This is a genomic window from Pseudarthrobacter sp. TRD_SC_9 (assembly GCF_055361265.1).
On the sequence record NZ_CM143956.1, the window covers coordinates 1 to 14,187 of the forward strand.

Annotated in this window: 11 protein-coding genes and 2 tRNA genes; 12 read left to right on the plus strand and 1 reads right to left on the minus strand. The window is 61.4% G+C overall.

All coding sequences use genetic code 11. From position 1 onward, the window contains the following. From dnaA to ACWA13_RS00060, 12 genes are all read left to right on the plus strand, one after another. On the plus strand, window positions 1–1,422 hold the full coding sequence (gene dnaA / locus ACWA13_RS00005) for a chromosomal replication initiator protein DnaA (protein WP_463935886.1): 1,422 nt from the start codon (window positions 1–3) through the stop codon (window positions 1,420–1,422). A 447-nt stretch (window positions 1,423–1,869) separates the two neighbouring features. Beyond that, window positions 1,870–2,994 carry a DNA polymerase III subunit beta gene (gene dnaN / locus ACWA13_RS00010; protein WP_463935888.1) on the plus strand — a complete coding sequence of 375 codons (1,125 nt, stop codon included), beginning with the start codon at window positions 1,870–1,872 and terminating at the stop codon, window positions 2,992–2,994. Between the two features lie 107 nt (window positions 2,995–3,101). Continuing rightward, entirely contained in the window at window positions 3,102–3,986 is an 885-nt protein-coding gene (gnd, locus tag ACWA13_RS00015; RefSeq protein ID WP_463935889.1) for a phosphogluconate dehydrogenase (NAD(+)-dependent, decarboxylating), read from the plus strand. Between the two features lie 58 nt (window positions 3,987–4,044). Continuing rightward, entirely contained in the window at window positions 4,045–5,241 is a 1,197-nt protein-coding gene (gene recF / locus ACWA13_RS00020) for a DNA replication/repair protein RecF (RefSeq protein ID WP_463935890.1), read from the plus strand. Then, a complete protein-coding gene (locus ACWA13_RS00025) occupies window positions 5,228–5,782 on the plus strand; it encodes a DciA family protein (protein WP_463935891.1) in 555 nt (184 codons plus the stop codon). The genes recF and ACWA13_RS00025 overlap by 14 nt, the downstream gene beginning before the upstream one ends. Before the next feature lie 372 nt (window positions 5,783–6,154). After that, window positions 6,155–8,272 (plus strand): DNA topoisomerase (ATP-hydrolyzing) subunit B, encoded by a 2,118-nt coding sequence (gyrB, locus tag ACWA13_RS00030; RefSeq protein ID WP_463935892.1) that lies wholly within the window; start codon window positions 6,155–6,157, stop codon window positions 8,270–8,272. A gap of 62 nt (window positions 8,273–8,334) precedes the next feature. Next, complete coding sequence (gene gyrA / locus ACWA13_RS00035) at window positions 8,335–11,013, plus strand: DNA gyrase subunit A (RefSeq protein WP_463935893.1); 2,679 nt, start codon at window positions 8,335–8,337, stop codon at window positions 11,011–11,013. After that, on the plus strand, window positions 11,010–11,690 hold the full coding sequence (locus ACWA13_RS00040) for a DUF3566 domain-containing protein (protein ID WP_463935894.1): 681 nt from the start codon (window positions 11,010–11,012) through the stop codon (window positions 11,688–11,690). Before gyrA ends, ACWA13_RS00040 begins: the two co-directional genes overlap by 4 nt. A 77-nt stretch (window positions 11,691–11,767) precedes the next feature. Then, window positions 11,768–11,841, plus strand: a tRNA-Ile gene (locus ACWA13_RS00045). Between the two features lie 62 nt (window positions 11,842–11,903). Next, window positions 11,904–12,026, plus strand: a complete 123-nt coding sequence (locus tag ACWA13_RS00050; protein ID WP_463935896.1) for a DLW-39 family protein — start codon at window positions 11,904–11,906, stop codon at window positions 12,024–12,026. A 72-nt stretch (window positions 12,027–12,098) separates the two neighbouring features. After that, window positions 12,099–12,174, plus strand: a tRNA-Ala gene (locus ACWA13_RS00055). A 67-nt stretch (window positions 12,175–12,241) separates the two neighbouring features. Next, window positions 12,242–13,192, plus strand: a complete 951-nt coding sequence (locus ACWA13_RS00060) for a DMT family transporter (protein WP_463935897.1) — start codon at window positions 12,242–12,244, stop codon at window positions 13,190–13,192. Here ACWA13_RS00060 and ACWA13_RS00065 read toward each other — a convergent pair whose 3' ends face one another. Continuing rightward, entirely contained in the window at window positions 13,193–14,068 is an 876-nt protein-coding gene (locus tag ACWA13_RS00065; protein WP_463935899.1) for a glycosyltransferase family 2 protein, read from the minus strand. It abuts the gene before it with no gap. Window positions 14,069–14,187: the final 119 nt, after the last annotated feature.

Below are 14,187 nucleotides of genomic sequence, written 5' to 3' on the forward strand. Positions count from 1 at the left end.
ATGACCGTTGACGAAGCCAACCACGCCAATACTGTTGGAAGTTCGTGGCGGCGGGTGGTCAGCCTCCTGGAACAAGACGATCGGGTTACTCCCCGGCAGCGCGGCTTTGTCATCCTGGCCCAGGCCCAGGGGCTCATCGGCTCAACCCTGCTGGTAGCCGTGCCTAACGAACTCACCCGCGAAGTCCTCCAGACGCAGGTCAAGGACGCCCTTGACGATGCACTGCATAACGTCTTCTCGGAGGACATCCGCTGCGCGATCGACGTGGACACCGATTTGGTTCCCATCCATGCAGAGCCGGAACCCGCCGTCGAACCTTCTTATTCGCCTGATCAGCTGATTGAACAGAAGCCGCAGCCCATGCTGCCCAGCACCTCACATGAGTTTGGCCGGCTGAACCCGAAGTACGTCTTTGACACTTTCGTCATTGGTTCCTCCAACCGCTTCGCACATGCCGCAGCAGTTGCGGTGGCGGAAGCACCCGCCAAGGCTTACAACCCGCTGTTCATCTACGGCGACTCCGGGCTTGGCAAAACCCACCTGCTGCACGCAATCGGCCACTATGCCCGCCGGCTCTACAGCGGCATCCGCGTCCGCTATGTCAACTCCGAAGAGTTCACCAACGACTTCATCAACTCCATCCGGGACGACGAGGGTGCCAGCTTCAAGACCACGTACCGCAACGTGGACGTCCTGCTGATCGACGACATCCAGTTCCTCGCCGGCAAGGACCGGACGCTGGAGGAGTTCTTCCACACGTTCAACTCGCTGCACAACAACAACAAGCAAGTGGTCATCACCTCGGACCAGCCTCCCAAGCTGTTGGCAGGATTCGAGGACCGCATGAAATCCCGCTTCGAGTGGGGCCTCCTGACCGACATCCAGCCGCCCGAACTGGAAACCCGCATCGCGATCCTGCGGAAAAAGGCGCTCAGCGAAGGATTGTCGGCACCTGACGATGCCCTGGAATACATCGCCTCGAAGATTTCCAGCAACATCCGCGAGCTCGAGGGTGCGCTGATCCGGGTGACGGCATTCGCCAGCCTGAACCGCCAGGCGGTGGACGTGGCGTTGGCCGAAATGGTGCTGAAGGACCTGATTACTGATGACGGCGCCCAGGAAATCACCTCCGCGCAGATCCTCACGCAGACGGCCGACTACTTCAAGCTCAGCATGGAGGAGCTTTGCAGCAAGTCCCGTACCCGGACCCTGGTGACCGCCCGTCAGATTGCCATGTACCTCTGCCGGGAACTCACTGACATGTCTCTGCCCAAGATTGGGCAGGAGTTGGGCGGACGCGATCACACCACGGTGATCCATGCGGACCGGAAAATCCGCGAACTCATGGCCGAGCGCCGTGTGATCTACAACCAGGTCACTGAGCTCACAAACAGGATCAAACAGCAGCAGCGCGACTCCTGAGCAGCTGCACTCCTACCTTATTAACAGGTGCATGTGGATAAGGCTGTGGATACTTAAGGGGACAACCGGGGTTAATGGGCTTAAAACCCTTAAGCGACCTGTGGATGGCCGAATCAGCCAAAAATGTTGTCCCCATCCACAGCCTGTTTAAAACACAGCCCACCCACAGTGGGTGAACAGGACTTAACCCCGGATTCCTACCGCGAGATCGAGTTATCCACAGTTTCCACAGGGGTTATTAACACTACTAATCCCAAGAAAATGAAATCCCTCAAACAACAATCAGGTTTCCAGGCTGCTCCGGCGGGTTGGACAGTGCTCCGCCAAACGGTCGGCACCGCTGACTGCCACCCTCAGGCCGCCGGGCAGGGATGGGAGAATCCCAAGTCTTCGGGCTAAGCTGTCAGCAGTTCAGATGACAGCAGCAATGAAAGGCGGCACCCTTCCGTGAAGTTCAGAGTCGAACGGGACGTCCTGGCAGAAGCCGTCACCTGGACAGCCCGGTCGCTGTCTCCCCGGCCGCCCGTGCCTGTTTTGTCCGGGCTTCTCCTCAAGGCTGAATCCGGTACGGTCAGCCTCTCCAGCTTTGACTACGAAACCTCCGCGCGGCTTGAGATCCCTGCAGACATCAGCACCGAAGGCACCATCCTGGTTTCCGGTCGCCTCCTCGCCGACATCTGCCGCAGTTTGCCTTCGGCCCCGGTGGACGTACAAACCGATGGCAACAAAGTGACGCTCACCTGCCGCCGAAGCAGCTTCCACCTGGCCACCATGCCGGAAGCTGAATACCCGGCTTTGCCATCCCTGCCGACCTTGAGCGGTACGGTCGCCGGTGACTCCTTCGCCCAGGCCGTTTCCCAGGTGATCATCGCCGCCAGCCGGGATGACACCCTGCCCATCCTCACCGGCGTCCGGATGGAAATAGAAGACGACCTCATCACGCTGCTGGCAACTGACCGTTACCGGCTGGCCATGCGCGAACTTCCCTGGAAACCTGTCACTCCGGGCATCTCCACCAGTGCACTGGTCAAAGCCAAAACGCTCAATGAGGTTGCCAAGACCTTGGGTAACAGCGGTGACATCAACCTCGCCATCTCCACTGACGACAGCCGGCTCATTGGCTTTGAAAGCGGCGGCCGGACCACCACCTCGTTGCTCGTTGACGGCGACTACCCCAAAATTCGTTCGCTGTTTCCGGATTCGACTCCTATCCACGCCACTGTCCAGACTCAGGAACTTGTCGAAGCCGTTCGCCGTGTCTCCCTGGTTGCTGAGCGCAACACCCCGGTCCGCCTCGCATTCACTGAGGGCCAACTGCACCTTGATGCCGGAACAGGTGAAGACGCCCAGGCCTCCGAGGAACTGGAAGCCCAGCTTTCGGGCGACGAAATTACTGTTGCCTTCAACCCTCACTACCTGATTGAGGGCCTGAGCGTCATCGAAACCAAGTTCGTCCGCTTCTCCTTCACCACGGCACCTAAGCCGGCCATGATCACGGCCCAGGCTGACGCCGACGGCGATGACCAGGGCGACTACCGCTACCTCGTGATGCCGGTCCGCCTCCCCAACTAGTCCCCACCGCCACCCTCGCCCCGCAAGCTCGGCAGGGAACCCTGGCGGTGTGGGCCCAGGCAGTTGGGCAACCCACCGTCCCACCAACGCAGAAAAGAGCTCACACCGTGCATATCGGACTGATCGGCCTTGGCAAAATGGGCTTCAACATGCGCGAACGGCTGCGCAATGGCGGGATCGAGGTCACCGGCTTCGACCGGAACCCGGACGTCACCGATGTTGCTTCCCTGGATGAGCTCCTGGCAGCAGTCCCTTCGCCAAGGCTGATCTGGGTGATGGTTCCGTCCGGTGCGATCACTGATGCTGTGATCACCGAGCTCGGCGAGAAGCTCACCGCCGGAGACCTGGTGATCGACGGCGGCAACTCACGTTTCACTGAGGACCAGAAACATGGTGCCGCGCTGGCTGCCAAGGGAATCCGTTTTGTCGATTGTGGTGTTTCCGGCGGTGTCTGGGGCTTGCAGAACGGTTACGGACTGATGGCTGGCGGTGTTGAGGCTGATATTGAGCGCGCCATGCCGGTATTTGATGCCCTCCGCCCGGAGGGCGAACGCGCCGACAGCTTTGTCCATGTGGGCGGCATCGGCGCCGGGCATTACGCGAAGATGGTTCACAACGGCATCGAGTACGGCCTGATGCAGGCATACGCCGAAGGCTACGAATTGCTTGCTGCCAAGGACATCGTTAAGGATCTGCCTGGGACGTTCCGCGCCTGGCAGAAGGGAACAGTGGTCAGATCCTGGCTCCTGGATCTGATGGTGAAAGCCCTGGACGAAGATCCCGGCCTGGAATCCATCGATGATTACGTGGAGGATTCGGGTGAAGGACGGTGGACAGTTGAGGAAGCGATCGCCAACGCGGTCCCCGCTCCTGCCATCACAGCGGCCTTGTTTGCGAGGTTCTCCTCTCGGGAAGACAATTCGCCTGCCATGAAGATGGTTTCTGCGTTGCGGCACCAGTTCGGCGGCCACGCCACCCGCCCCGCCAAATAAGACCAGTACTTCACCAACCCAGCCACGGAACATCGCCTCCGGGAATTTCGAAGCCATCGTGTACGTAGAGCATCTTTCGTTGACTGACTTCCGCAGCTATGCCCAGGTGGACCTTAAGCTCGGCCCGGGTGTGACAGTGCTGGTGGGTTCCAACGGGATCGGAAAAACCAACCTGGTGGAGGCGCTGGGTTACCTGGCCACGCTGAGTTCGCACCGCGTGAGTTCAGACGGGCCCCTTTTGCGCTTCGGAACGGAACGCGCATTGGTGCGGGCCAGGTTGGTTCGCGGCGAACAGTCCACGGTGCTGGAGCTGGAAATCAATGCCGGACGGGCCAACCGTGCGCGCATCAACCGCAGCAATCCAGTCCGGGCGCGGGACATTTTGGGCATCTGCCAGACGGTTCTTTTTGCGCCGGAAGACCTCGCCCTGGTCAAGGGCGACCCGTCTAACCGGCGCCGTTTCCTCGATGAACTGCTGGTCAGCCTGCTCCCGTGGCACGCTGCTACGCGCAGTGATTACGACCGCGTGCTGAAACAGCGTAATGCTTTGCTGAAATCGGCGCGGGCCGGCCGCTTCACCACTGCACACGAGGCCACGCTCGACGTCTGGGACCAGCACATGGCCAGGGCGGGTGCTGAGCTGCTGCATGCGCGGCTGGAGTTGGTTGACCGGTTGCGTCCACACCTGGCCCGCGCGTACGAACAACTTACGGACGCTTCCAAACCGGCTGACGCCATTTACCGGTCCACCCTCCAAAACATGATGGACGACGACGACGCTTCGGCCACTGCCGGTGCGGGCGATGAAGCGGCTGAACCCGATGACCTGCGCGGATTGACGGTGGACCAACTAACGGAGCGTTACGTTGCGGCATTTGCTGCAGCCCGTCCCCGCGAACGCGAACGCGGGATTTCGCTGGTCGGTCCGCACCGCGACGAACTGGAACTGGTCCTTGGCCAGGCGCCGGCCAAAGGATATGCGTCCCACGGGGAGACCTGGTCCATGTGCCTGTCGCTGCGGCTTGCTTCCTACTACGTGATGATGGACGATACCCGCACCGCCGGTTCCGCTCCTATCCTGATCCTGGACGACGTTTTTGCCGAGCTTGACGTGCAGCGGCGGCGTAAACTGGCCGCTATAGTCGCCGGCGCCGAACAGGTACTGGTGACGGCCGCCGTCGACGCCGATATCCCGGAAGAACTGGCCGGGCGCCGGGTGGCAGTCATTCCGGGAGGAATCGATGAGCAAGGATAAGGGCCTGCAGCCGGGCCGTGATCCGGACGATATTGATGCCCCGCAGGCTGCCCTGAACAGGATGCGTGAGGCTGCCGCCGCGCGCGGCGAGATCAGGCGGGCGGCACCGAGGAAAAGCGGCACGGCCAAGCAGCCCGGTAACCGAGGTTCAGGAAGCCGTGGCTTCAGCCAGTTCCACAGCACCGGCCGTGATCCCCTTGGTCTCGGAAAAGTAGTGGGCAGGCTCATAGCGGAACGTGGCTGGACGTCGCCTGTGGCAGTCGGTTCCGTGATGGCGCAATGGCCTGCACTGGTGGGGCCGGAGATTTCAGCCCACTGCACACCCGAGAGCTTCAACGACACCACGCTCCATGTCCGTTGCGATTCAACGGCCTGGGCCACGCAGTTGCGGTTGCTCAGCCACAGCCTGTTGGAAAAGTTCCGTACCGAACTCGGAGACGGCGTCGTTACCAGCATCCAGGTCCTTGGTCCGTCCGCTCCCACGTGGCGAAAAGGTGGCCGTAGTGTCAACGGGCGCGGCCCGCGCGATACCTACGGGTAACCAGGCAGGTTGGAAACTCTTGTGTATTCGCCAAACGGCGTGTAGGCGCTTCAGGGGACCTAAGGGCGTATAGGAACCCAAAGCCGGTACCCCGCGGGCCCTCTAGGCGCGATCTCTGGCCTTGTATAGGCACCTTAGCCTGCCGATCGTCCCCTGAATGCAAGGATCCCGGCCGTTTCACGATAGAATCAAGAGAGAAAACTGGGCGCCGGTAAAACGTTGACGAGTCCGTTTTTCCGGCTGCTTCACGCAGACGGAAATCGGACCTGCGTAACGGTTGGCCTGCGCCGGTGGTTTATGCCCGTCGGCCGATCCCTCCTCTGGAGCTGGTTCTGCCGGCCATCATCGAATACAGAGGAGTCGAAAGCGCCTGTGGCTAACGACAATGCAGAAACTCAGGCAGTTGAGCCCGGAAACGGGACGGAGCGGACGCCGGATACCCCCGATGCAACGGTGAAGCCGGATACACCAGTAAAAACTGAAACGACCCCCCGTGAATACGGGGCCAGCGATATCACGGTCCTGGAAGGCCTTGAGGCTGTCCGGAAGCGTCCGGGTATGTATATCGGTTCCACGGGAGCCCGTGGACTGCACCACCTTGTCTACGAAGTGGTGGACAACTCGGTTGATGAAGCGCTGGCAGGTTACTGCACCCACATCGAGATCGTTTTGCAGGCTGACGGTGGTGTGAAGGTGGTCGATGACGGCCGCGGCATTCCCGTGGACATGCACCCCACCGAACACAAGCCCACCGTAGAGGTCGTCATGACCATCCTCCACGCCGGGGGTAAGTTCGGCGGTGGCGGTTACGCCGTTTCCGGCGGCCTGCACGGTGTGGGTATCTCGGTGGTGAACGCGCTCTCCAGCCGGGTCGATACCGAGATCCGCAGGCAGGGCCATGTCTGGCGGATGCAGTTCGCCGACGGCGGCAAGCCCCAGGGTGGGCTGGTCAAGGGTGAAGACTCGGACACCACCGGCACCACGCAGACCTTCTACCCGGACGCCACCATTTTCGAGTCCACCGAATTCGACTTTGAAACGCTGCGTGCGCGTTTCCAGCAGATGGCCTTTCTGAACAAGGGCCTGCGCATCACGCTCACGGACGAACGCCTCGCCAACTCCACGGCGGACGACGAAGACCTTGACCTTGATGCTATTCCCACCGAGGGCGAGGTGGAAGCAGGCCACCGTACAGTCGTGTACCAGTACGACGACGGTTTGCTGGACTACGTCAAGCACCTGAACTCGGGCAAGAAAGTGGAGGTGGTCCACGAGGACGTCATCGCCTTCGAAACCGAGGACACCGACCGCAAGATCGCCGTCGAGATGGCCATGCAGTGGACCAGCGCGTACTCCGAAAGCGTGCACACCTACGCCAACACCATCAATACCCACGAGGGCGGAACCCACGAAGAAGGCTTCCGCGCAGCCCTGACCTCCTTGATCAACCGGTACGCCCGGGAGAAGAGCATCATCAAGGAAAAGGAAGACAACCTCACCGGCGATGACATCCGTGAAGGCCTTACCGCGGTAATTTCGGTGAAGCTGGCCGAGCCCCAGTTTGAGGGCCAGACCAAGACCAAACTGGGCAACTCCGAGGTCAAGGGATTTGTGCAGCGTGTGGTCACCGATCAGCTGGGCGATTGGCTGGAACGCAATCCCGGCCCCGCCCGTGATGTAATCCGCAAGGCTATCTCCGCCGCGCAGGCGCGCATGGCTGCCCGCAAGGCCCGCGATAATGCCCGCCGGAAGAGCCCGCTGGAGTCGTTCGGTATGCCGGGCAAGCTCTCTGATTGCTCCTCCAAGGACGCCGCCCGGTGTGAGGTGTACATCGTGGAGGGCGACTCGGCCGGTGGCTCAGCCAAGCGCGGCCGTAACCCGGAAACCCAGGCAATCCTGCCGCTGCGTGGCAAGATCCTGAACGTGGAGCGTGCCCGCCTGGACAAAGCCCTGGGCAATGCCGAGGTCCAATCCATGATCACGGCATTCGGCACCGGCATTGGTGAGGATTTCGACATCAGCAAGCTCCGGTACCACAAGATCGTGCTGATGGCCGATGCCGACGTCGATGGCCAGCACATCACTACCCTGCTGATGACGTTGCTGTTCCGGTACATGCGCCCGCTGATCGAGAACGGGTACGTCTATCTTGCGCAGCCCCCGCTGTACCGTATCAAGTGGTCCAATGCGCCGCACGACTACGTCTACAGCGACCGTGAACGCGATGCCCGCCTGCTGGCCGGCCAGGCCGCTGGCCACCGGATCCCGAAGGACAACGGCATTCAGCGCTACAAGGGCCTGGGTGAGATGGACTACACCGAACTTTGGGACACCACCATGGATCCGGACCACCGCACGCTTCTGCAGGTCACCATGGACGATGCCCTGGCGGCTGACCAGATTTTCTCGGTGCTGATGGGCGAGGATGTGGAGTCCCGCAGGAATTTCATCCAGCAGAACGCCAAGGACGTCCGTTTCCTGGATATCTAAAGCCTCCTAACGGCTCTTGATATTCCACGAACGACATATACCTGAAACGGAACATATAGAACATGAGTGACGAAACTCCCGAGACTCCGGATGAGTCTGCCGGTATTCCCGACGTCGTCCTGGAGGGCGATGTGCTGATCGACCGCGTGGAGCAGGTTGACCTGCAGACGGAGATGCAGCGGTCCTACCTGGACTACGCCATGGCCGTGATTGTTGGCCGCGCCCTGCCAGACGTCCGCGACGGCCTGAAGCCGGTACACCGCCGGGTCCTGTACGCGATGTTCGACGGCGGCTACCGTCCGGACCGTTCGTTCAACAAGTGCGCACGCGTCGTCGGCGAAGTCATGGGCCAGTACCACCCCCACGGCGACACCGCCATCTACGATGCCCTGGTCCGCCTGATCCAGGACTGGACCATGCGCTACCCGCTGGCCCTCGGCCAGGGCAACTTCGGTTCTCCCGGAAACGACGGTGCTGCCGCACCTCGTTACACCGAAACCAAAATGGCCCCGCTGGCCATGGAAATGGTGCGGGACATCGACGAGGAAACCGTCGATTTCCAGGACAACTACGACGGCAAGAACCAGGAACCCACCATCCTGCCGGCCCGGTTCCCCAACCTGCTGGTCAACGGTTCCTCTGGCATCGCCGTTGGCATGGCTACCAACATTCCGCCGCACAACCTCCGTGAGGTGGCCGATGGCGTTCAGTGGTACCTGCAGAACCCCACAGCATCACGTGAGGAACTCCTCGAGGAGCTGCTGCTCCGCATCAAGGGACCGGATTTCCCCACCGGCGCCACCATTCTGGGCCACAGAGGCATCGAGGACGCGTACCGGACCGGCCGTGGTTCCGTCACCATGCGCGCCGTCGTCAACGTGGAGGAACTCCAGGGCCGCACCTGCCTGGTTGTCACCGAGCTGCCGTACCAGGCAAATCCGGACAACCTGGCAGTGAAGATCGCCGAACTGGTCAAGGATGCCAAGATCCAGGGCATCGCCGACCTCCGCGACGAGACATCAGGCCGCACCGGCCAGCGCCTGGTTATTGTGCTCAAGCGCGATGCCGTGGCCAAGGTGGTGCTGAACAACCTTTACAAGCACACCGAGCTGCAGAGCAACTTCTCCGCCAACATGCTGGCGATCGTTGACGGCGTGCCCCGCACACTCAGCCTGGACGCTTTCATCCGGCACTGGGTCACACACCAAATGGACGTTATTGCCCGCCGCACCCGGTATCGCCTGCGCAAGGCCGAGGAAGAAGCACATATTCTCCGCGCCCTGCTCAAGGCACTGGACATGCTGGACGAGGTCATTGCCCTCATCCGCGCTTCCAATACCACCGAAGCAGCCCGAGATGGCCTGATGGAACTACTGGACATCGACGAACTGCAGTCGCGCGCCATCCTGGACATGCAGCTCCGTCGCCTGGCAGCCCTGGAACGCCAGAAGATCCAGGCCCGGTTCGCCGAGCTCGAGTCCATGATCGAGGAATTCAACGCGATCCTCGCCTCAGAGCAGCGTCAGCGCGAAATCATCTCCACCGAACTGGGTGAGATCGTGGCGAAGCACGGCGATGACCGCCGCACCCGGATTCTGATGGGCTACGACGGCGACATGTCAGTTGAAGACCTCATTCCCGAAGAGGAAATGGTGGTCACCATCACCCGTGGTGGCTACGTTAAGCGCACCCGCAGTGACAACTACCGCACCCAGCAGCGCGGCGGCAAGGGAATCAAGGGTGCGCAACTGCGTGGCGACGACGTCGTCGAGCACTTCTTTGTCACAACCACCCACCACTGGCTGCTGTTCTTCACCAACCTGGGCCGCGTCTACCGGGCCAAGGCGTATGAGCTGGTCGAGGCCGGCCGTGACGCAAAGGGTCAGCATGTGGCCAACCTGCTGGCCTTCCAGCCGGACGAACACATTGCCCAGGTACTGGATTTGAAGGACTACCAGCAGTCTCCTTACCTGGTCCTGGCCACGAAGCGCGGTCTGGTCAAAAAGACCCGCCTTGAAGATTACGACACCAACCGTTCCGCCGGCGTCATTGCAATCAACCTGCGCGACGGCGACGAACTTGTCTCCGCACAGCTGGTCTCCGAAGAGGACGACCTGATGCTGGTGTCCCGCAAGGGTCAGTCCATCAGGTTCAAGGCCACGGATGAGGCCTTGCGCCCCATGGGCCGCGCAACCTCTGGTGTTACCGGCATGAAGTTCCGCGAGGACGATGAACTGCTGGCGGCTGACGTGGTGAAGGACGGCTCGTTCGTCTTCATCGTCACTGAAGGTGGCTACGCCAAGCGCACCGCCGTGGAGGAATACCGCCTCCAGGGCCGTGGCGGACTGGGCATCAAGGTGGGCAAGTACCAGGAAGAGCGTGGCAACCTGGTGGGTGCCCTGATCGTGAACGAGGAAGACGAGGTCCTGGTGGTCATGGAAGGCGGCAAGGTAGTCCGTTCCTCCGTGACCGGCGTACCCGCCAAGGGCCGTGACACCATGGGCGTAATATTCGCCAAACCAGACAAGAACGACCGCATCATCGAAGTGGCACGGAACAGCGAACGTGGACTTGAGAGCGAAGAATCCACCGACGATGACGTAACGTTGGCTGCAGAAGCCGGTTCCTCCGAAGGATCCGCAGAGTCAGCATCACCGGCACCATCAGCTGACGGGGACGAGTCCCCGGAGGCATCGGAGGATGCTGAGCCGAACGAAGACAACACCGGAGGTAACGAGTGAGTAATTCCGACTCATTTCCCAGAACCGGCCGCACTACTCCAGGGTCTGCCGGACAACCGGCCCAGGCCCCGCGGGTAAACGCACCGGCCCGCCCGCCCCAGCAGCCTGCCGCCACCCGTACGGGTACCGGCTCAGGGCAGCAGCGCCCGCCTGCAGCAGACCAGCGGCCGGCGCAGGGAAACCAGGGCACAGGTGCCCGTCCGGTGGCGCGTACGGCGCCTGGCCAGCGTCCGGGTCAACCGAACCCGGGCCAGCGTCCCCCGCAGGGAAGCCAGGGAACTCCCGGACTGGTAAAGCCCGCCCCGAAAGCCAAGGTCCGCCGCGCCCGCCTGCTGGTGAGCAGGGTGGATCCCTGGTCTGTACTGAAGATGTCCTTCCTGCTGTCGGTTGCCCTCGGCATCGTGACTGTCGTGGCCGCGATCGTGCTCTGGACCGTGCTGGACCTCACCGGAATCTTCGACCAGGTGGACAGCCTCCTGGGCACCTTGTCCGGCACTGAAGGTGGGGGCTTCGAGCTGAAGAAGTTCGCATCCCTGGGCCAGGTGGCTTCCTTCGCCACCATTATTGCCGTCGTCAATGTGGTGTTGCTGACTGCCCTGTCCATGCTTTCGGCAGTGTTGTACAACATCTCCGCCACCTTGGTGGGCGGCATCGGCGTCACTCTTACTGACGACTGATTCCAGCGGTTTTGCCCCGATTTGAGATCGGGCCGGGATGTGCTGTAAAGTCATATCTCGGCCCGAAGGGGCATTGGGGGCGTATAGCTCAGGCGGTTAGAGCGCTTCGCTGATAACGAAGAGGTCCCAGGTTCAAGTCCTGGTACGCCCACGGAACTGTGCAGGTTCAAGTGGAAATCCCCGGCATTTCGGTGCCAGAGGATGGAAGATGAGGTGCGTGTGAAGAAGTTGCTGGTTATTGCAGCTGCCATCGCAGGCGTCCTGGTTTACAGGAAAGCACAGGAATCCGAAGCCCGGAAAACGGCGTGGAGCCAGGCAACCGACAAGGTTGACTGACCAGGCCGGCTGGTAGGAACAGTGGCAACAGCCACCCGATTGCCAGTGTATGATTGACGGGTTGCTTCTTATGGGGGCATGGCGCAATTGGTAGCGCACCTGCTTTGCAAGCAGGGGGTTCGGGGTTCGAGTCCCCGTGCCTCCACCATAAGGAAGTCCCGGACAGTGAAAACTGTCCGGGACTTTTGCTTTAAGCCGGGCACTACTGTTGGACTGTGAACTTTTTCCTCGCTGCCATAGGGGTCCTCGGTGTGGCCTCCTCGGGCCCGCTGATTGCAGCCACGCTAGGTGCCACCACCGTCAGCGCTCTCGCTATAGCCTTCTGGCGCAACGCGATCGGCGCAGTCGTGATGGCCGCCCCGACAGTTATCCGGGAACCACGGAGATTTGGAGCCGTCACGGCCCAGGAGTTCCGCTGGTCGGCGATTGCCGCCGTCGCGCTTGCCCTGCACTTTGCCTGCTTTATCACCTCCCTGCAGCTGACCTCGGTAGCCGCTGCCACCGCGCTGGTCTGTTTGCAGTCGGCGTGGATTGCCATCTTCCAGCTCCTCCGTGGGACGAGGTTCCGGTGGCAGGTGCCGGCGGGGCTTGGCATCGCCTTCGGCGGCGTCGTGGCGATCACGGGCTTCGACATGGGAACCTCGCCCGATGCACTCCTGGGTGACCTGCTGGCCGTAGCCGGCGGGGCTTTGGCGGGGCTATACACGTTGGCGGGCGGGAAGGCCCGGCAAACCATGACCACCGGCACCTACACGGCGTTGTGCTACGGGATGTGTGCTGTGCTGGTTGCCGTCCTGGCTTTGGTCTTTGGCCAGCCGCTGGTGGGATTCGAGGCTTCAGGCTGGGTGGGCATCATCGCGATTACCGTTTGTGCCCAGCTGGTGGGGCATACCGCTTTCAACCACTTGCTCGCCACCATGAGTCCACTGCTGGTGTCCATGATTATCCTGCTGGAGATTCCCGGCGCTGCCTTGCTGGCTGCGGTCTTCCTGGACGAGAAACTGCCGGCCGGCACCTACGCCGGCCTGGGGCTGATTCTGGTGGGGCTCGCCGTCGTGGTTCTCGGCCAGAAGCGGCGCCTTAGCCCGGGTAAGGACGGAAAACCTGGAACCAACGACGGCGGACCGGCGTTGGAGAAGCCGCTCGCCGAACTGGGGACAGACTGACTACTGCCCGCCGCGTCGGGCAGTCTGCGCTGTGTTCACGGTGTGGATGGCGCGAAGCAGTTTCGCCGGGAAATACACCGAGAAGAACACCACCATGGGCGCCTTCAGCGCCATTTTTTTGACGTTATGGGCCTTGTACGTCCGGTCAAAGCGCGTGACGTAGTACCGGTAGTCCCGTGGTGAGTCCTCCAGCCGGCGGGCCGACATCCCGGAAACCATGGCGGGCCAGTACTGGACCTTGAGCTCGTGCTCGGCCAGGTGCAGGGACAAATCGATGTCCTCATGCATCTCGTCCCTTTTATCAAGGCAGGTCTCGTCCCGGATGGTTTCCCAGGCTGAGCGGCGCAGTGCCATATTGGACCCGAAGAGGAAGTGATACTGGTGCTTGGCCAGCTTCAGCATCAACTGGCGCATTTTGTCGTCTGCCTTGAGGCCAAAGCGACGCATTGGCATGTCGTAATAAACCACAGGACCGGTGGCTGCCTGGACAATGGGGTCCTCGAACGCGCGCTGTACCTGCTCCACCCAATCAGGTTCAACAACTGAGTCAGCGTCGATGCGACCGAGGACATCTCCGGTGGCGTGGTTGAGCCCGAAGTTCCTGGTGGGAATCAGGCCCTGGTCCCGGTCCTGGCCGAGCAGGATGATGGGGCTCTCCGGGTATTCTTCCTGCATCTGCCGGACAATCGCAGCAGTACGGTCCTTGGACATGTTGTCCACCACGATGATCTCGTGGGCCGGAACGGACTGGTAGATGGCTGCGATGAGGCATTGCCGGATGACGGATTCCTCGTTGTAAGCCGGAATGACGAGGGACACTCGCAGGTTCTGGGCTTGATCGTTCAAGGCATCCTCGTCGGATCTATCGGCTGACATCATCATCAATCTAGCATCGTGGGACAACTCGGGCGCGCCCAAATGCGCCAGAGTAGATGAACAGCGAGCAAAACAAAGGAGGAGTCCCAGCCAGGGGACTCCTCCTTGTGGCATTCGTC